General features: G+C 48.4%; 14 protein-coding genes and 2 pseudogenes. 4 read left to right on the top strand and 12 right to left on the bottom strand.

Annotated features, from left to right (window positions below):
- Positions 1 to 107 precede the first annotated feature (107 nt).
- Positions 108 to 1,232: an AI-2E family transporter YdiK gene (ydiK, locus tag AYY17_RS01760; protein WP_067420782.1), complete on the top strand. Its 1,125-nt coding sequence runs from the start codon at positions 108 to 110 to the stop codon at positions 1,230 to 1,232.
- Positions 1,233 to 1,744: 512 nt separating this feature from the next.
- Here ydiK and ppsA read toward each other — a convergent pair.
- Positions 1,745 to 4,143 (bottom strand): annotated as a pseudogene (gene ppsA / locus AYY17_RS01765) (phosphoenolpyruvate synthase).
- 199 nt (positions 4,144 to 4,342) lie between these two features.
- Between ppsA and ppsR the strand changes: the two are divergent.
- From ppsR to AYY17_RS01785, 3 genes and pseudogenes are all read left to right on the top strand, one after another.
- Positions 4,343 to 5,206 (top strand): posphoenolpyruvate synthetase regulatory kinase/phosphorylase PpsR, encoded by an 864-nt coding sequence (gene ppsR, locus AYY17_RS01770; RefSeq protein WP_067398142.1) that lies wholly within the window; start codon positions 4,343 to 4,345, stop codon positions 5,204 to 5,206.
- Between the two features lie 183 nt (positions 5,207 to 5,389).
- Positions 5,390 to 6,438 (top strand): annotated as a pseudogene (locus AYY17_RS01780) (3-deoxy-7-phosphoheptulonate synthase).
- A gap of 542 nt (positions 6,439 to 6,980) precedes the next feature.
- Positions 6,981 to 7,226 carry a DinI-like family protein gene (locus AYY17_RS01785; protein ID WP_082981219.1) on the top strand — a complete coding sequence of 82 codons (246 nt, stop codon included), beginning with the start codon at positions 6,981 to 6,983 and terminating at the stop codon, positions 7,224 to 7,226.
- 77 nt (positions 7,227 to 7,303) lie between these two features.
- Here AYY17_RS01785 and AYY17_RS22030 read toward each other — a convergent pair whose 3' ends face one another.
- The 11 genes from AYY17_RS22030 to AYY17_RS01840 all read right to left on the bottom strand — a co-directional run bounded on the left by AYY17_RS22030 (position 7,304) and on the right by AYY17_RS01840 (position 19,542).
- Positions 7,304 to 8,722, bottom strand: a complete 1,419-nt coding sequence (locus tag AYY17_RS22030) for a phage tail fiber protein (RefSeq protein WP_067420785.1) — start codon at positions 8,720 to 8,722, stop codon at positions 7,304 to 7,306.
- 52 nt (positions 8,723 to 8,774) lie between these two features.
- On the bottom strand, positions 8,775 to 9,443 hold the full coding sequence (locus AYY17_RS01795) for a hypothetical protein (RefSeq protein WP_067420787.1): 669 nt from the start codon (positions 9,441 to 9,443) through the stop codon (positions 8,775 to 8,777).
- Between the two features lie 2 nt (positions 9,444 to 9,445).
- Complete coding sequence (locus AYY17_RS01800; RefSeq protein ID WP_067420789.1) at positions 9,446 to 9,769, bottom strand: hypothetical protein; 324 nt, start codon at positions 9,767 to 9,769, stop codon at positions 9,446 to 9,448.
- A gap of 19 nt (positions 9,770 to 9,788) precedes the next feature.
- Positions 9,789 to 12,959: a TipJ family phage tail tip protein gene (locus tag AYY17_RS01805; protein WP_067421296.1), complete on the bottom strand. Its 3,171-nt coding sequence runs from the start codon at positions 12,957 to 12,959 to the stop codon at positions 9,789 to 9,791.
- Positions 12,960 to 12,992: 33 nt separating this feature from the next.
- Positions 12,993 to 13,583: a tail assembly protein gene (locus AYY17_RS01810; RefSeq protein ID WP_067420791.1), complete on the bottom strand. Its 591-nt coding sequence runs from the start codon at positions 13,581 to 13,583 to the stop codon at positions 12,993 to 12,995.
- A gap of 56 nt (positions 13,584 to 13,639) precedes the next feature.
- A complete protein-coding gene (locus tag AYY17_RS01815) occupies positions 13,640 to 14,062 on the bottom strand; it encodes a hypothetical protein (RefSeq protein ID WP_067420793.1) in 423 nt (140 codons plus the stop codon).
- Positions 14,063 to 14,107: 45 nt separating this feature from the next.
- The gene (locus tag AYY17_RS01820; RefSeq protein WP_067420795.1) at positions 14,108 to 14,791 is read right to left on the bottom strand and encodes a C40 family peptidase; all 684 of its coding nucleotides are present in this window, start codon (positions 14,789 to 14,791) and stop codon (positions 14,108 to 14,110) included.
- A gap of 116 nt (positions 14,792 to 14,907) precedes the next feature.
- Positions 14,908 to 15,126, bottom strand: coding sequence for a hypothetical protein (locus tag AYY17_RS01825; RefSeq protein ID WP_067420797.1), 219 nt, complete (start codon positions 15,124 to 15,126; stop codon positions 14,908 to 14,910).
- A 47-nt stretch (positions 15,127 to 15,173) separates the two neighbouring features.
- Positions 15,174 to 15,932, bottom strand: a complete 759-nt coding sequence (locus AYY17_RS01830; RefSeq protein ID WP_067420798.1) for a phage minor tail protein L — start codon at positions 15,930 to 15,932, stop codon at positions 15,174 to 15,176.
- Positions 15,929 to 16,264: a phage tail protein gene (locus tag AYY17_RS01835; RefSeq protein WP_067420800.1), complete on the bottom strand. Its 336-nt coding sequence runs from the start codon at positions 16,262 to 16,264 to the stop codon at positions 15,929 to 15,931. Before AYY17_RS01835 ends, AYY17_RS01830 begins: the two co-directional genes overlap by 4 nt.
- Positions 16,261 to 19,542 (bottom strand): phage tail tape measure protein, encoded by a 3,282-nt coding sequence (locus AYY17_RS01840; protein WP_067420802.1) that lies wholly within the window; start codon positions 19,540 to 19,542, stop codon positions 16,261 to 16,263. Before AYY17_RS01840 ends, AYY17_RS01835 begins: the two co-directional genes overlap by 4 nt.
- Between the last annotated feature and the right edge of the window lies 1 nt (position 19,543).

Genomic DNA, 19,543 nt, shown 5'->3' on the forward strand with positions numbered 1-19,543 from the left:
CCTTAACATACAATGTATTCATTTTGTGCGCTCCCTGAAATAACGCAATATTCGCGCTACTTTATTAGGAACATACAGTTTTTTCATTTACAAAGGGAAACTTATCTGTGGAAAAATCGCAGCCTGGTTATGACTTACCTAAATTAATATTCGCCATTGGCGCGATATCAATTCTCATTATTATTAGTTTCTGGGTATTAAGCCCGTTTATTTTAGGCTTCGTCTGGGCAGGTATGATTGTCATTGCAACCTGGCCGGTCTTTAAGCGTATCCAGCGCCGCGTCCGCAACAGCCGCTGGATAGCGGCCTGCATTATGGTTATCCTGATTATTCTTTTATTTGTCTTCCCGCTGGCGTTACTGATTAACAGCATTGTTGAAAACAGTGAGCCACTGATGCGCTGGGTAAAATCCCCCGGACAACTGACCCTGCCGGAACTGTACTGGCTGGACTCTATCCCGGTTATCGGACCTAAGCTGTTTGCCAACTGGACATCGCTTGTTGCCAGCGGCGGCAATGCCATGATGGCAAAAGTACAACCTTACCTCGGGCAGAGTGCCGCCTGGTTCCTGACACAGTTGCTGAGTGCCGGTAAATTTCTGTTCCATCTGGCGATTATGCTGATGTTCAGCGGCCTGCTGTATCTGCAGGGGGAAGAGGCTATGCGCGGATTCCGCCATTTTGCTATCCGTCTTGCCGGAATGCGCGGTGATGCGGCAGTACTGCTGGCAGCAATGTCTGTGCGCGCAGTCGCACTCGGCGTTGTGGTTACCGCACTAACTCAGGCTATTATCGGCGGTATCGGGCTGGGACTTGCCGGTGTGCCGTTTGCCGCTATCCTGACAGTGCTGATTTTTATCTGCTGCGTGGCACAACTCGGCCCGCTGCTGATAATGATCCCGTCCATTATCTTCCTGTTCTGGACCGGTGATACCACCTGGGCAATTATTATGATTGTCTGGGCCGCCGCGGTTGCCACCATGGATGGCGTGCTGCGCCCGTTCCTGATAAAAATGGGCGCTGACCTGCCGATGGTACTGATACTGACCGGTGTTATCGGCGGGATGTTATCCCTTGGGATGATCGGACTCTTTATCGGCCCTGTGGTGCTGGCCGTTTCCTATACCTTACTGAAGGCCTGGATGAATGATGTACCACGTCCGTCCGATGATTTGACCGAGGTCAGAGCGTATATGGAAGAACAACTCTCAGAAAAAAAAATAAGTTTTTAATCAAAGGTGCAGAAATGCACCTTTGCTATATTTAATTAATTATTCAATTAAATTTCATAACTAACATTAATAATTTGAAATATTAATATACATTGAGATACAGGGTCAGTACTTATTCTAAATACATACAGACGTTCTGAATATATTTCACTTATCTTACAATCAGTAAATTATATATTGAGACAATTCTTAATGCAGGGATATCTTAATTATTTTAATATATCCGTCATCAAGTAACGAATTAAAAGGTTCCGTTATTCATTAAAAACGGTATCTTCAGAATACAAAATATTGCTGTGTGTAGTCTTTGCCTGTCAGCCCATGATAGGCTTTTTTTTTGCCTGTTATTCAGGTATTCTTATTTGGTTTTAGTTTGATTTCAGTTTGATTTATGTAAAAACACACATTAGTCATAGCATTTGATTATATATAAATACATTTATTGTGATATTTGATTATAAAAAAAGCCCGGACTAATCCGGGCTTTTTTCTGAGCATTTTAAATGATGCTGTTAATTATTTTCTGCTAATGCGACCCAGGTTTTCACAACAGTATCCGGATTAAGAGAAACACTGTCGATTCCCTCTTCCAGCAGCCATTGTGCAAAATCCTCATGATCTGACGGGCCCTGCCCACAAATTCCCACATATTTGTTATGTGATTTTGCCGCTCTGATAGCCATAGATAACAGTGCTTTCACGGCATCGTTGCGCTCATCAAAGAGTTCTGACACCACACCGGAGTCGCGATCCAGCCCCAGCGTCAGCTGAGTCATGTCGTTTGAACCGATAGAGAAGCCGTCAAAGAACTCAAGGAACTGGTCAGCCAACAGAGCATTCGACGGAATTTCGCACATCATAATCAGGCGCAGGCCATTTTCGCCGCGTTTCAGACCACGTGCTTCCAGTTCATTCACAACCGCTTCTGCCTGAGCAACAGTACGGACAAACGGGATCATGACTTCCACGTTAGTCAGATCCATCTCATTACGCACACGTTTTACCGCTTCACACTCAAGCGCAAAACAGTCACGGAAGCTGTCATGAACATAACGACCGGCTCCGCGGAAGCCCAGCATCGGGTTCTCTTCATCCGGTTCGTAGATATCCCCGCCGACCAGGTTTGCATATTCATTTGATTTAAAATCAGACAGACGCACAATCACTTTCTTCGGATAGAATGCCGCCGCAAGTGTCGCGATCCCTTCAGTCAGACGACCGATATAAAACTCAACCGGATCATCATATCCCGCCATCATACTGCGGATTTCTGCCTGTAACTCAGGGGTTTGCTTATCAAACTCCAGCAATGCACGCGGATGCACGCCAATCATACGGTTGATAATAAACTCCAGGCGGGCAAGACCCACACCTTCATTCGGCAGGCAGGCAAAATCAAATGCACGATCAGGGTTACCGACGTTCATCATGATTTTTGTGCCCACTTCCGGCATTTTATCTATTTCAGATGCGTGGATAGCAAACTCCAGCTCTCCGCTGTAGACATAACCGGTGTCCCCTTCAGCACAGGAGACAGTAACCGCCTGACCTTCTTTCAGCAATTCAGTGGCATCACCACAGCCGACAACAGCCGGAATACCCAGTTCACGCGCAATAATCGCCGCATGACAGGTACGTCCGCCGCGGTTGGTCACAATCGCCGCCGCTTTTTTCATGATAGGTTCCCAGTCAGGATCCGTCATGTCAGTAACTAACACATCACCGGGCTGAATTCGGTCCATCTGGCTGAGGTCATGAATAACTTTAACCTTACCGGCACCAATACGATGACCGATAGCGCGGCCTTCCACCAGCACATTACTCTGTCCGTTCAGCTGGTAACGTTCCATAACCTGCTGGTTGGAGCGCACAGTTTCCGGACGCGCCTGAACGATATACAGCTTGCCGTTGTGCCCGTCTTTCGCCCATTCGATATCCATCGGACGGCCGTAGTGCTTCTCGATGGTTACCGCTTGTCTTGCCAGCTCTTCGGTTTCACTGTCTGTCAGTGAGAAGCGCCCACATTTTTCAGCCGCAACATCTTCGATACGGACCTGTTTGCCGTGGCTCTTATCATCGGCATACACCATCTGAATCTTTTTCGATCCCATTGTGCGGCGCACAATAGCGGGACGGCCTTTTTCCAGGGTTGGTTTATGGACATAAAACTCATCCGGGTTAACCGCGCCCTGAACCACCATTTCACCCAGGCCGTAAGCGGAGGTAATAAAGACAACCTGATCAAAACCGGACTCGGTATCGATAGTAAACATCACACCCGATGACGCGAGGTCTGAACGCACCATGCGCTGAATACCCGCAGACAGTGCAACACCGCGGTGGTCATAGCCCTGGTGAACACGATATGAAATCGCGCGGTCATTAAACAGTGAGGCAAAAACGTGCTTGATGGCTACCATAATGGCATCCATACCCTGCACGTTTAAAAAGGTTTCCTGCTGTCCGGCAAATGAGGCATCCGGCATATCTTCGGCGGTGGCAGATGAACGCACCGCAAATGTCGCCCCTTTTTCCCCTTCAGACAGTTGCTCATAAGCCTGACGAATGTCATTTTCAAACTCAGCGGAGAACGGGGTATCAATCACCCATCCGCGGATTTGAGCACCCGCTTTCGCCAGTTGATTCACATCATCAACATCCGTTTTATCCAGCAATTCATAGATACGCTGGTTAACGCCACTTTGCTCAAGAAAGTCATTAAAGGCCTGTGCGTGGTGGCAAAACCATTGGGAACAGACACACCTAACCCGGAAAGATTGGTTATCATTTCCCCTAAAGACGCATTTTTACCACCAACACGGGGTACGTCATTCATACCTAACTGGTTATACCAAAGTACATTACACGGAGTCTGGCCATTGTTGGACATTGCAAGCAATCCTTTTAACATTCAAAAGAAGGTAAAGTCGGAAATACAGCGCTCTGTTGAGCATCACAAACAGATTATCACAATGTTCAGGTGAATATAGACAGGTGAATCGATCAACCCGATTACAATATTTTTTTTATCCTTTATAATCAGGTTTGAATTTATTTGTGCCGTTGCTCCGGATTATCGATTCAGCAAAAAACATAGGAAAATAAATAACATGTCTATCACAACCGGCTCATCTTCTGATACAAAAAATAAAGAGACACGGAGTGTTTTCTTTATTTCTGACGGAACAGCTATTACGGCGGAAGTATTAGGTCATGCCGTATTGTCACAGTTTCCGATTGATATCATCGCGTATACCCTGCCTTTTGTGGCAACTGTTGATCGTGCACTGGAAATCAAACAAAAGATTGATACCATTTATGACACCACCGGGTTACGCCCGCTGGTGTTCTACTCCATTATTTGTCAGGATGTCCGGGAGGCGATCACCGCCAGTAAAGGCTGTTGCCAGGATATAGTACAAACACTGGTCGCGCCGATACAACAAGAGATTCAGATGGATCCGCAGCCGATTTTTAACCGGACACACGGGTTATCCAAACGCAATCTGAGCCAGTACGATGCCCGTATCGCCGCCATTGATTTTGCGCTGGCGCATGATGACGGCGTCTCTCTGCGTAATATGGACCAGGCGCAGGTGATTTTGCTCGGCGTTTCCCGCTGCGGTAAAACACCGACCAGCCTCTATCTTGCGATGCAGTTTGGTATTCAGGCGGCAAACTATCCGTTTACCGCCGATGATATGGATAATCTTCAGTTACCGGCAGCCCTCAAGCCGCATAACCACAAATTATTCGGATTAACTATCGATCCTGAACGTCTCTCGGCTATCCGTGAAGAGCGCCGCGAAAACAGCCGCTATGCGTCTATCCGCCAGTGCCGTATGGAACTTGCCGAAGTGGAAGCCCTGTACCGTAAACATAAAATCAGCTACCTCAATACCACCAATTACTCTGTTGAGGAAATTTCCACCAAAATCATTGACTCATTAGGCTTAAACCGCCGCATGTTTTAATGTCGTTGTTTCAGATACCGCGGGTCAGAAAAACAGGCTGGCGGAAACGGTTAAGTGGATCAGCACACAGTGTGATCCACTTTATTAAATTCTGTCTTGTAATCATCCTGATTTCGTTTATTGTGATCGGTATCACTGTGATTACACACAGCAACAGACCGATTTCAGAGACAGTATTTACTTATGGAAAAAACGGATGAATTGCGCACACGGGCGGTAGATAAACTCATCACCCCGTCAGCGCTGGCCGGAGAGTTCCCGGTCACCGAGACAATAAATAAAAATGTGACAACGTCACGCACGCGAATTGAACGCATTCTAACCGGCGATGATCCGCGTTTACTGGTTATTATCGGCCCCTGCTCCGTTCATGACACCATCGCCGCGCTGGATTATGCACAGCGCCTGAGTGAATTGCTGCCAAAATACCAGTCCCGGCTGGAAATTGTCATGCGCACCTATTTTGAAAAGCCCCGCACCGTTGTCGGCTGGAAAGGTTTAATCTCTGATCCGCACCTGGATAACTCCTGCCGGGTCAATGACGGGATCCGCCTTGCCCGCAAGCTGCTGATTGATGTTAATGCACTGAATGTCCCGACCGCCACCGAGTTTCTCGACATGGTCACCGGGCAATATATCGCAGACCTTATCAGCTGGGGCGCTATCGGCGCACGCACGACAGAAAGCCAGATCCACCGGGAAATGGCTTCCGCACTCTCCTGCCCGGTCGCTTTAAAAACGGCACCGACGGCAATATTAAAATTGCTATTGATGCGATCCGCGCCGCACAGGCCGGACACATGTTTTTATCGCCGGATAAAGAAGGACAGATGACAATTTACCAGACGCAGGGTAACCCGTTCGGTCACATTATTATGCGCGGCGGTAAAACACCGAACTATGCCGCAGGCGATATAGCACATGCCTGTGACCAGCTCCGCCAGTTTGATTTGCCGGAACACCTGATCATTGATTTCAGCCATGGCAACTGCCAGAAAATTCACCGTCGTCAGTTAGATGTCGCCCGTGATGTCTCACAGCAGATTAAAGATGGCTCCCGCGCGATTGCCGGCGTGATGGCAGAGAGTTTTATTCAGGAAGGCACACAGAAACTTGTCAACAACAAGGCCCCAGTTTACGGACAATCTATCACGGATCCGTGCCTGAGCTGGGCAGATACCGTGACACTGCTGGATATCCTGGCGGATGCGGCCGATGCCCGTTTTTCCTGAGCCTTTCCCGTCTGATACAAAATAAAAACAGGATGCCACGGCATCCTTTTTTTATTCATCACCCGTAGTTATCATTCGGCAGTAATAAAGTTGAGATCCCGCTCACTTTTTTTGCCAAACTCCGCACGACAAATAAAAATCCCTTGAACTCATCCTCTTCCCTGTTAATACTATTTGCGAATGATAACCGATATCAAATAGAATAATTATGACAGAAAGTAATTCTGACGTTTCTGACGTTAAGGGCTTAAGCGTTACCGGGCCCGGCCATCCGGCACCACGAAAATCCAGTATTGCGGTGATCAGCAGCCGGGTACTCCTGGGTCCGCAAAAACGCATTATTATTCAGCATCAGAATAAATACAAATCAAATATACTTCTTTAATATCAATTAAATAAATCAAATATACCGTCATTAAATTATCATTATGTACATGAGCATGTACACATAGATAATGATACAAAGTGACGACCCTTGACAATGCTAGTCCGTAGATTTACATTGCACTGTATATTTAAACAGTGCATTAAGAGGTGATCGCATGCTCCGTATTGATATTATTTTCAGCAGTAACCAAAAAGAGATGATGCCGCTAGGCATATTCGAGGCTCTGGAAAAGGAAATTGACCGAAAGTTGCGGGCTCAGTATCAGGATATGAACGTTCGCATTGCGTGGGGAACCAATGCCTCGATGTCGGCAACCGGCGGGAAAAATGATAAGGACAATAAAAAAGTGAAGGAAATACTGCAGGAGATTATGGAGGATGACGCTGGATGCCGGAAGTAGAAGGTGCTTCTGATGATGTAGAGTATTTTGATAAGTAACTGACAGCCGCGCCGGATCTTCCACCAGTGCGGCTTATTTTATTCCTCTGCTTCCACCGCCTTCTCCGCAGCCTCTTGCACTTCACGCTCTGCCTGCTCACGTTCCATATGCTCCGCCAGCTCACGCTGCTTCACATTCCACACTGAGCCTTGTGGCATTTCTACGCGAACGTCCAGGCGGGTGTATTCCGGCAGGTCGCAGGGTTCGCCGTCCTGATAGAAAACACGGTCGCCGTCAGCAGTGATTTCTTTCAGGCGCCAGTTCTGGAATTTGTCCGGGAGGTGGGTGTGTTGCCGGTGGCAGGTTTCAATGATGATCCCGCCGTCTTCCAGTACGCGGTCAGCGACATAGACCAGCTCAAGACCGTTATTGTCTTTCGGTACTGAAATACCGCCGTTTACACCCCATGCGCCATCTGAGTTATAGCCGAGGATGCCGGTAATATGGTACTGGCCAGTGTCAGTGCGATTAACTTCTGCACCTTCAGATTCGTCGTTGGTTTCAAAACTGCCGTTCGGGTGGACCCGGATAATTGGTGATGATTTTTTCAGAAAACCACTACCGTCAAATGCTACACTGGAGCCTATTAGTGCTATCTCCCCACCAAATTTCCCTCCATTAGACCCTGAATTTAAGAAATACAGGTAACCTTTTCCGTTATACCCTATGTACATCTGCCCCGTGTCACTGTTATTACTTCCCGGATACCCGAAATTAATCCCTTTAGCATAGGATATAGCTTGTGTGCCAGACCATGACCCGCGCACAGTCGTTCCCGGAGGGGCTGCATATACTTCACGCTGAGCGAAGAAAAAATTGTCTCCGACCCACGTTCTGTCGGCACCTATAACTGTACCTGCCGTTTCCGGCAATTGGTACGAAGTTGTATACCCTGAGCCGGCTTCATTTGGTCGCGAATAAATTGTGATGACTCCGGCCTTCGTCCTGTACACGCGCCCCATGTTACCCGCAAAGTTGACCGACCCGTTTCCGGATGAATCTGTTGCACCGGTATTCACATGAGGTGAGTATTTTAGTACACCACTTAAAGCCTCATTCATCGCCTTAACACTATCCAGCGTCACTTTCTGCCCGTTTGGTAGCTCAACTTCTACTTTACCGGTGTCTGTCATCCATTGCTGCATTGCCTGGAGGAAATACACGATATAGCCCTGATTCGCTGACATGGTGCGGGCGGCGTCAGAAATGGTATCCGGCACTGTGGTGGCAATAGAATACTTAGCGCCGCTGCGCGCCACCGGGGCATTGAATGACAACGCTAGCTCTGTGTCGCTGTTCACTGCGCGGATCATCATATTTATCGGGTTAGTGCCGTTTTCAATGCTTACCATTTGCCCCGGCGCCACGCCGTGAATGTTCTTTTTCCACTGTGTTCCGGTGCCGGTGACAATCGGTGATCCGGCTTTTATGGCAATTGTGCCGTCTGTGTAAATCATGGGGTTCCCCTGAATTTTGGACGAAAAAAAACCGCCGGAGCGGTTGAGTTATTTACTTCCAGCGCGGATAAGCATCCGGGGCATAAGCAACAATGCATCCGATATCATTCACATACGCACCTCCGCCACCCAACCCGACAAGATTCGATGCCCGCGTCACATAACCATCTTTTGTTACACCAAACCCGAAAACAAAACCACCAAAGCTCATTTCGAATGATGTGGAAATATAACTTAACACCATGCAGCCCGCATACCCGCTCCGGTAATCTAATGGTTTCTGTATATCCAATATCGTTCCGCCATAAGTTAAGTCTGATATAATTGTTTTTATTCTTAATGGGAACTTACCTGATGAATAGAATAGTTTATTATCATCATTAAACATATTAACCTTTATTTTTGTATCTATGTCTGACGCTACAATCGGTCTATAAATATAAATATTCACGGTATTCGTAGTTAAAAACCGCAAACTTTTATTATTCCACCCATGGCGAAGCATATTTGAACCAATTCCGTCCATCCTTGCATCACGGTGAAAAACAATATATTTATCCCACATGGATGGATATAAAACGGCATAATCTCCACGAACAAAGTCATACATCCCGGGTTCTTTTATTCCGTCTTTACTCATGTCCAGTATTTTTTCTAAAACATAGGTAATTGAGGACAAAATTCCTAATTCAGCTCCATTTACTGATATAACAGGTTTCATCGCTACTTCCCCATCAGCTTAAATATATGAATAATAGGGATTGTGGCACTTGCCATTCCGCTGTCGTGTTCATATTTCCATGTCACCTTATTACCGGAAATATTTATATTTGTTACTGTCGGGTAGTTGCCCTGCATTTCTGATCTATGGGTAACTATTGGGACAGCTATTATTTTCTCGCCCCCTTTCAGATACCGGCTGTCGAATGTCATGCTTGTTTTTGAAAAATCAACTTGTTCAGAGTGAATGACAAACGCAAGAGAATCTATAATATTATCTATTTCACCAGTATCATGATAGACATTAAAAACCGGATTTTTAGCCATATAATTTCCTGTAATTTCACTATTTTAATGCTATTTCAATTTTGAGATTCCCACGCTCATCCCGTAAATAAAGGCCGGTTCCATCAAATGTAAGCCCCCCGCCGGTTTCATTCGAGTTCATTTCAAATTTATTTTTTTTCGCATCAAGAATAAATCCTTGCTTACCCGGTACATAATTCTCAGACTGAATTTTGTCCATAACGATAAGGCTCTTTATCCAGGCTTCACTAATGAACGCCTCTTTAACAAAAAGCTTCCCGTCTTTCATATACATAAACAGGTCCATCGACTTATTGACCGGGTTATAAAACGCAAACTGCTGTGCGCTGAAGCCGATAAGCGTTGTCACCTGTCCGTTTTTCAGCTCTGCGCCAATTACCATGCCTGCGGAATAATCGGTGCCCTGATAGTTGATCCTTACTTTCATATCGTGAATGACGGATGCCTGATTGGATTCCATATCCCACTTAGCGCGGATGGAATTTTCAGCCATGGCAAAGCTGCCGTCGGCAGTAACTTTAACCGCGTCGATTTTCTCAGCAAGTGCCGTTGTCTCAGTTACTGTGTAGTTGCGGACTTCAATGATTTCTGCTTTCATCACGCCACTTTCGCGCTGCCAGTAATTCCATTGTCCGTAAGCGTTGTTGGCGTTGTTGATGATGGCTTCGAAATTGTCATCTGCCTGAGACTGCAGGTCTTTGATGATGGCTGAATCACCCAGCCCGGCGGCAACTTCATCAATAATGGTTGAGGCGTCAAACTCCGCCACGCCGCGCACAAACTCGGTCCATGGTGACTGATTACCGGTTTTGTCCACCAGCCGCGCGCGGAAATAAAATGCGGTACCGGCGGCAAGCCCTGCGAGTTCGTGAGAGCGGGACGGGTACGGCACGTCTGCCAGCAGTAACAGATTTTCGCCGTCATTGGTTTTGCTGTACTGAATTTCGGTTTTCAGGGTGTCCTCTGTGAACTGCCCGAATTCCCAGTTCAGTTTGATGCCAAAAACCAGTGTGGATGCACGGAAATTAAGTGGCACCGGCGGATCCCCGACTTTGCCGGTCAGCCGGGTTTCCTCTGAATACCCCCATCCGCTGGATATCTCAGCCGCATTAATTGCCCGGACGCGCACCAGATAGCGCCCTGAATACACGCCCTGCACTTCAAATGATGTCGTTGAGTTACGTAATACGTTTATCCAGTTGCCATCGTCACGCCGCCACTGCGCTTCATAGGCGATGGCGTTATCTGCCGGTTGCCAGGTTGCCCGCATGGTTTCCACGCTGATCCCCTGCCGGATGACAGAGTAAGAATCAATAATGATGTCTTTCGGCGGGAACTGGTTGCCGGGAGGGATCACGCTTATCGGGCGCTCGTCGAGTACCGCGCCGGTATCAATCCGGTCGTATTTATCAGGATCGTGCGCGGTGGCCGAGATAGTAAATGTGCCGTCGTCATTCTCTGTCACGCTGATAACGCGGTATTGCTGAGCGTACAGCTCGTCAGATTCAACCACCCACACGCATTCCGCCTCAGGCACTTCACTGTACGCGGTGGTCACCGTAATAACGTTATCAGTGACCATCTGAATAGTGCGGGCCTGAGACTTACCGGACGGCAGGTTGAGCATCAGCCGATCCCCCGCTGCAGCATCTGCTTTGCGGTCGAGGGTGATACTCCGCCCGTCTGCGGCACTGACGCGTCCGCCGGTTACTTTTCCGGACACCCGTTCATCAGCAACTGCAATGATGTACCCCGGCTGCGGGATATTGCCGTCCATGCCGACACTGAAGGTCACCATGCGATCTTTATTATTGGTCAGAATACCCCATCGGCCCTTACGGTTGGCTTCTGATTGCCGGCTGCAACCAATGGCGGTCATTTCCAGCTGATTAAAGCCGAACCGGGATACCAGCTCTGTTTCAAATACCGGCTCCATGGCATCCGAATAACCATTGAGCGGGTCGGAATACGATACCAGCGCAGAGGAATAACGGGCTTTGCTGCTGCTCCCGGAGTATCCGAAATTACCGTCAATGACATTAGCTTTTGTATAGCTGTAGTCGATATCGCGCGGCATATCCGCCAGGGTGACAATCTGATTACCGCCCCAGTAGGTCATGCCCCGGAAGATAGCGGCAAAGTCCCGCAGTACGGTGTATGCCTCGTTTCTGTCCTGCACGTAGACATCACACACATAGCGCGGCTCGGTACCGCTGCCGCCCCTGCCGTCCGGCACCAGCTGGTCGCAGTATTGTGCAACGCGGTACAGCTCCCATTTGTCGATATTCTGCATTTTGATGCGGTCGCCAAGACCAAAGCGATCAGAAACGACGATGTCGTAAAATATCCAGGCGGGGTTATTGGTCCACGCCCATTTAAACGAGCCGTCCCACGTTCCGGCGTAGGTACGGTGCTCCGGATCGTAATTCGATGGCACCCGGATAACGCGCATCTTCGGTTCACAGGTGATCTGCGGAATGCTGCCGTTAAACTGTTTTGAGTCAAACTCGATGTAGAGCAATGCGGTATGAGGATAAGTCAGTTTGGCGTCAATCACTTCGGTGTAGCTTTGCAGCACTATCGCGTCACCGATTTTGGCACTGTTCGCATCCGGGGTGATTTTACGGACACGCAGCGTCCATGATGTGGCGGACTGAGGCAATTCAATACGGTGGGTGCGCTCATAGCCTGAGGTAGTTTTACCTTTGGCGCTGCCGTCCACCGCCGTTTTCCAGCTCCCGCCGTCTGTTTGCAGATCAATAGCGTATTTTACTTCGTTGCCGGTCATGTCGCCGTTATCTTCCTGACGGAACAGTGACGGCCATTTCAGACGGACGCGGATAGCGGATAACTGCGGATTGGTGAATGCGCGGATCCACGGGGTGTTACTCTGAATAACGGTACCGACATTAATTTCATTCTCAGCAGACGGCATGCCGGGGATGTAGGTTTGCGCCTGAGTGCCGGGGCGGTATTCCCATACCACGCCGCTGAAGTTCTCCGAGCCGTCATCGTTCAGCAGCGGCGTACCATCAAGAAAGATATTTTTCCCGGTCAGATCACCGGCAAATTCTCCCTCACCGAGCGCCAGAAGTAACTTTGCTTTTGCTGTGGATTGTAAGTCGTCCGGCTGTTCTACAGGCGTGCGCGGGCTGCTGTCGCCACCTTTGCGACCGGTGATTGAGTTCATCATGAGATTTCCTGATAAAAGCTGAGAGAGGGTTTACTGCTGATCTTCGACGTAGATACCGGCTGAAATAATAGCACCACCGATGCGGCGTTTGCCGTAGCCGATGGGTACAGGGTAGCCCTGTGAAACGGTGTTAGTCGGGGATCCGAATGCGTATGAGGGTTTGTTTTCGCCCTGGTCTTTCATGGCGAGTCCGCCGGGCTGCGGGGATAGCATTTGGATTACGCCACCGAGTGCCATTGCTGCACCCATTTGCATCATTGGGACACCTATTGCCCCTCCTCCGAAATAGGTAACAACGGCTCCGACCGCCACAAGAACCGCACCGAATATAGTTTGAAGTACACCAGCCTTTTTACTGCCAATAATGACAGGTACGATACGAACAACCTCATCGGTTACCGGTAGCCCAAGATCATCAACGCCAATATTTTTCTTTCCGCGAAATACCGCGTAAGTCAGCCCCCGCGCCTTACTTGTATTTAAAAATTGCTCAAATCCCGGGATTGTGCAACATAGTGCGCGGATAGATTCTGATGTTGTACTGATCAGTCTTTGATGTACTTTGCCAAACGTTTTACCAAGCACAGCACCGAGCTCTATTTTTGTCATGACTTCAGTCATACTTACTCCATTAAAAAACCCGCCGGAGCGGGTTTGGTTTTTATATTAAAATTAATTTAACGGGAAAGTGTGGTCGGCTTGATATCCATGTTTCCATTTTGATCCGTGAATATCCGATAATATTTATTATCACCTGAATTTATATTAAATTCACGCTCCTGACGCGCCGCTCCCGATGAACAAAGTCCGCGTCCTTCCAGTGAAGCGCCGAGAATATGCTCACCTTCTTTTACATTAAAAGTGGTTTTTTCTGACGGATCTAATTTTGCCGCACGCTCACCATCAATGAATACCGTGGCAAAACACCCGCCACCGACCATGCCTGAATCACGAATGACAGTTACAGAGCCTGTATTTTCACTTTTTGCATCAGAGGTAAAAACTCTGTCTTTAGGGGCGACCCTGGCTAAGTCAGGATTCACCGCTGAGGTGGCACACCCAGCCAGAGTAAACACAGTAATAAGTAGTAATTTTTTCATTCCGGGAACCCATTAAAAAATAAAGATAAGGGTAACCACGGCAAGTCAGTTTGTCATGAATATTTTATGTCTCAGTATCATAACTGTGCGGTCGCGCCAGTACCCGCCATAGGGAACACGCTGACTGAGGTGTCCGTATAAATGATGCAGGAGCATATTATCCGCGAGGAGGATGCCTGCATGATTAGCGACTGTTGCCTGTACCTGCATCACGATAACATCGCCGGGCTGTGGATCTTCAACCTGAATAAAGCCCGCTGTCTGCCAGTTATCGGCATAGCGGTTTTCGCCCTGCTCCCACCAGCAGTAATCTGCACGGTAATCCGGTAACTGAATGCTATGCTCCTGCCGGTAATAATCCATCACCAGCCCGTAGCAGTCAGTAAAACCGAGAACGAACGGTCGCCCCACCAGCGGAAGGTCTCCGCGTGGCTGAATGGTCCGGATATCACCTTCCGGCCAACTGACGATATACCACGGAACCCCGAGCGCATCACACTGTGATTTATCCAGTTCAGAGGGCTGAGTGGTGGCATCCGGATGACTGTGAACAATACCAGTCACCGTTCCCCAGTCTTCGGCGGCGGCGTAGTCTTCCGGCGATAAGATAAAGTGATTTTCCGGCTCACCGGCGATATTGCGGCACGGGAAATATTTTATAACGCGAGATTTTTGGACGATCACCCCGCAGCATTCACGGGGGTATTCCTGTTCGGCGTGGCTTAATATTTTTTTTTATTAAAACATCACGCATTATTATTTATCCTTATTTTTTATCTAACTCACCATCAATGATTGACAACTTATTTTCTAAATATTTTTTAAATTCTGAAAGATTTTTAAGATCACACTCCGCGTTTTTTCACATATCCTTCTGTGAATTTCTTTCCTTTCACTCTAAGTTCATCGACAGTTAAAACTGGTTCATTTTTGGCTTTTTTGCTGAGTTCTGTAACTTCATCCAGGCTATATACACGGCAGTCTTCATACCAGTATCTATTTTCATCTGCTACTGCGCTTGATAGAAATAAAAATGGTAATAATAACGTTATATATTGCTTCATGATCTCACCTCAATAATAGATTTAAGGTGAACATTATCAGAATGAATTTACTTGCGCAGTAACGATGTTCCCGGAAAGCCACCGAACGGGATCGGGTTGTTTTTACCAAAGCGCAGGAAGCAGCCGGTGTTCAGCATACCGCTGCACTGATCCTTTGCGGGGTCATCAACCGGGTTTCCATGTTTATCAAACCAGCCGTTCTGCCCGGCGTAATCACAACCGTCACCGGATTTATATTTTCCGCGAATGCACCAGGTACACATGGAATGTAACTGGCGGGTCGGGATCAGAACACCCTGTAAATTCATCGGGCTGGCTAATTCAAACTCAACGATTTCACCGGTTTCCGAGGGTTTACTGTCAATATAGAAAACAGATACCCGCTCCTGTGTCGGATCCGCTGTTGGGTTACCTTTCGGGAAATTGGCGGCATCGAGATAATGCACCAGCGTGTTGTGTATCGTAACTTTCGCTTTCAGCATATCGTCATAGGCAAGACACAGCGCCGTGATCGACCCGTCCAGATTGGCAACGGATAATTTCGGCTGCGCGCCGGAGCCGGTTGTTGATGCTTCCAGCCCTTCAATATGCACCGGCCACGCCCGGTATTCTTCATCCTGCCACCATACAGATTTAGCCGGCAGCTTTTCAGCATCACCACCAGCCGCCACAATTTCAGCTTCGGTGTGCGGTAAGTTATAGGCATGAAAGCGCAGAATATCCGGCGCACCGAACGCTGAGCCGTCAACCTCAAACAACCGGACAGCACTGCCCGGCTCCAGCTTTTGATAATCTGATGTGATCATGGTTTGAATGCCTGGGTAAAGGTGAGGGAAAGAGAGTAATTATTGCCGCCCAGCGGGGTCAGCTTCGGGTCTTCGCAGCGGTATAAACCGAGTTGCTCCAGTGGTGGTCGCCACTGAAACGCGCGGATCCCGCCGTGATTGTCGATAAAGTCACGGATAGGCAGGATGTAATCTTCCGTACCGGTAAAGTTCAGCGACCATTTCTGGCTTCGGGCATTGATGCCGTCACCGCTGACCTGCTCATACCCGTCACCGAATTTCGCTTTACGGGTTTTGAATAAAATATCGCCCTGCGGATTAAGGCGCGGGCTCCAGGTGAATGTTTCGATCATCGGCTTCCCTTAGCTATATTCCAGACACCACCACCGGGACGGGTTTCTTTTGCCATCAGTATGCGGAAACGCCCGTCAACAAACTCACCGACCTCTCTGCCAAATTGCTCATAGCCTGCGGATCCCTGCGTTTTCTGGTTACCGTCACCATCTATAGTGATATAAACCACCGGCGCCGATGACTGAGAACCACCGCCATATGCGCGAATGCCGAGATTACCGTCAGGTCCGCGTTTCAGTGGCATGATAGCCTCGTCACCAGCCTCGCCCATTAACCCAACATTCGGCGCACCACCTTTGGCGAACGCAAATACTGTCGGACTGCTGACGACCTGATTACTGTACTGACTCAGACCAGGTGAGTTATATGTGCCACCTTTGGCGTTTGCGGTGACAGGAACACTGCTGCCTGCTGATGCCGAAGCACCACCAAAACCACCAAATAACCCGGTAATCGCATTGGTAATCTGCCCCTGAATCATAATTTTAATCAGATCCTGAATAATCGACTCAGCGAGTGACGCCGACAGATCCCGCAACCCTTCCGAGAAAGTCTTCGTTCCCGTCAGCATGCCGGCCAGTGAACCGGCCGTTTTCTGCTCTACTGTATCAATCAGGTTGATTTGCATTTTCTGCCAGTCGCCCTGCGCGGCATACAGCTCTTTACCCGCCTGAATTTGCGCCTCTTTTGATTTTTCAGACGCCTGCTTAACAAGGGCCTCATAACGCTCTTTACTGATCACCCCATCGTTGTAATATGCCTGATAGAGTGCTTTCTGTTCTTCCAATTGGTTACGCAACTGCACGACAGGATCGACGTCGCCAGCCAGTGAGATATTGGGTAACGCAATGTCTTTTGCCTGCTGAGAAAGCCGGTCACGCTGGCTTGTTTGTGTCAGTTGCAGGCGGGCGCGCTGGTATTCTTCTTCCGTCAATAATCTGGCATCAAGAAGCGATTTCATTTCTTTGCTGGCTTCATGCTCCTGACGCAGCATTGCCGCTGTCGGTGAGTGTTTTTCTGCCAGAACCACACGCTGAAGCTGATAGTTCTCTGCACTGATAAGAGACAGGCGGTTCATTTCAGACTGAGACATACCGCCTGATTTATGCAGTTCTTTCAATTTTTCCAGTGTTTCAGATTCACTGAGTGAGATTTTTTCAAGGCTGGTCGCGTGTTCGGATTCAATTTGATGCCGGAGTTGCTTATATTGATTAAGCTCTTTTTTACCGTTCCCTTTTGTTTTAGGGAGTTCATTGGTACCGGTTGAGGCAACCGGCTCTTCTTTCGGGGCTTCTTCGCTGGGTTTTACTTCAAATTTTCCGATTGAGACCGTTTTTTGTCCGTTACGGATGTTCTCTTTCCGCTGTTCAATTGAAGCATTTGCATCTTCTAATTGACCGAGCAAAGTATTTTTTTCCCTAGTCATCTCCTTTGAGTCCCAGAACAAACTTCCGAATGTACCTTGTTCACGGGATTTGGCTATATTTATAGCTGTATCAGAGTAACGCCCCAACTGGCTTTCTATTTGTTTTTTTTCAGCTTGCAGCTTGCTTAGATCATCTTCCCAATCATCAAGCTTTAACTGAACTTTAACCTGAGATAATCGCTGTAATTCAGCGACCGTCTCTATGGTTTCATTTTTCAGATTACGCAAGCCTTTCCGCGCCTGGACGCTGCTGTTGTATAATCCGTATAGTGCAGATCCCGCCAGCAACGCAGCGCCAACTGGTCCACCCAATAAATTTAAAGCCCCTCTTGCGCCCGCACTTGCTGCGGACAGGGCTCTGGTTGAAATGGCTAATCTGTTATTCGCTGCATTGAGATTGGCTTTTGCAGCCGTCTCCGCAATATTAGCCTCACGAATTCTGCGGCTGATCGCTGCATATTCACTCTGATAGCTGACATTCATGCCATGCTGCCGATTTATAACAGACTGCTGCGCCAGTCGTCGTGATTCCTGCTGCGCCTGTAACCGGCTGGCTTTTGCTGCCTCAATTGTTGCCTGTGCCGAGTCGCGTGTTTGCCTTGCTGTTTCTCTGGCGGCTTGCCCAGTCTGGTACCACGCTTTTACCTGCCCCTGCAACCCCATCGTCATTCTGGAAGCCATCACCGGCAAAACTGCATAGGTCACGATATTAGCCAGGGTGGAAAAATTATCGGTCAGTCCGTTTACTGCGGCAGTGACACCCTGAATACCTGACCTCATGGGTCCGTCTGCGCTGTGACCGACAGCAAGCGCCACACCCTCAAATGCGGTACCGAGTAATTCCAGATCACCATTGAGATTATTCGCCCGGATACTGGCCTGATCATATGCGGTGTCAGTCCCGGTCAGTGCAACTGTAAGCTCTTTCAGTTTATCGGTATTTTCACGCAGATTTACCGCTGCGCTGACATTGGCGCGACCGAATAATTTAACGGATGCCGTGGTTGAGTAGTTCTTTTTATCCAGGTTATCCAGCGCGGCAGCAAGACCGACAACGGACGGACGCAGGGATTTATCCGCTGATCGCTCCAGTGTCAGAATAACGTTACGCATCATTCGTCCGGCCTCGGCACCTTTAATGCCTTTATCCGCCAGAACCTGAACGGCCGCATTCAGCTCTTCAAAGCTGATGCCCGCCTGCGCTGCGACAGTACCGCTCGTTTTAATCGCCTGAGCGGTTTCATTGATTTCAGATGCACCGTATTTGGCACCCGCTGCCAGCACATTAATATAGCGCTCCGCAGAGATAGCCGATGCACCATACTGATTCAGACTGAGTGACAGTGATTTTGCCGCCTCAGCAAGATCGATACCGGATGCCTGTGCCAATGTAATTGATTTTGCGGTTACTTCTTCGAGCGCCCCGGCTGTTTTAAGCAATGCCGGTTTTGCTGATGCCAGTAATTTCATTGCATCGGCAACTTTCGTCGCACCGAATTCTGTTGTCCGCCCCATTTTCATGGCGGCTTCGTCATACCGCTTCATTTGCTCTGCGGATGCGCCGGTAATGGCACTGAGGTCAGCCAGCGCCTGACCATACTGGCGTGATACCGATAAAATACTGCCGATAGATAACCCGCCCCCGGCAAGTAATGCCAGCTTACCGGCAACATTGGTGACACTTTTACTGATGCCGTTAAAGCTGTCTTCAACACCTTTTGCGTCCCGCTTTGCCTTATCAGAAAAGCGTTTTGTTTCACGTCCGGCATGATTCATCGCATTGGTGATATTTGACCGGAAAGTGGCGTCATTAAGTAACAGGCCAACGCGCAGATCTGCAAGATTCGCCATT

The sequence above is a fragment of the Morganella psychrotolerans genome, from assembly GCF_001676055.1.
GTDB classification, from domain to species: Bacteria; Pseudomonadota; Gammaproteobacteria; order Enterobacterales; family Enterobacteriaceae; genus Morganella; species Morganella psychrotolerans_B.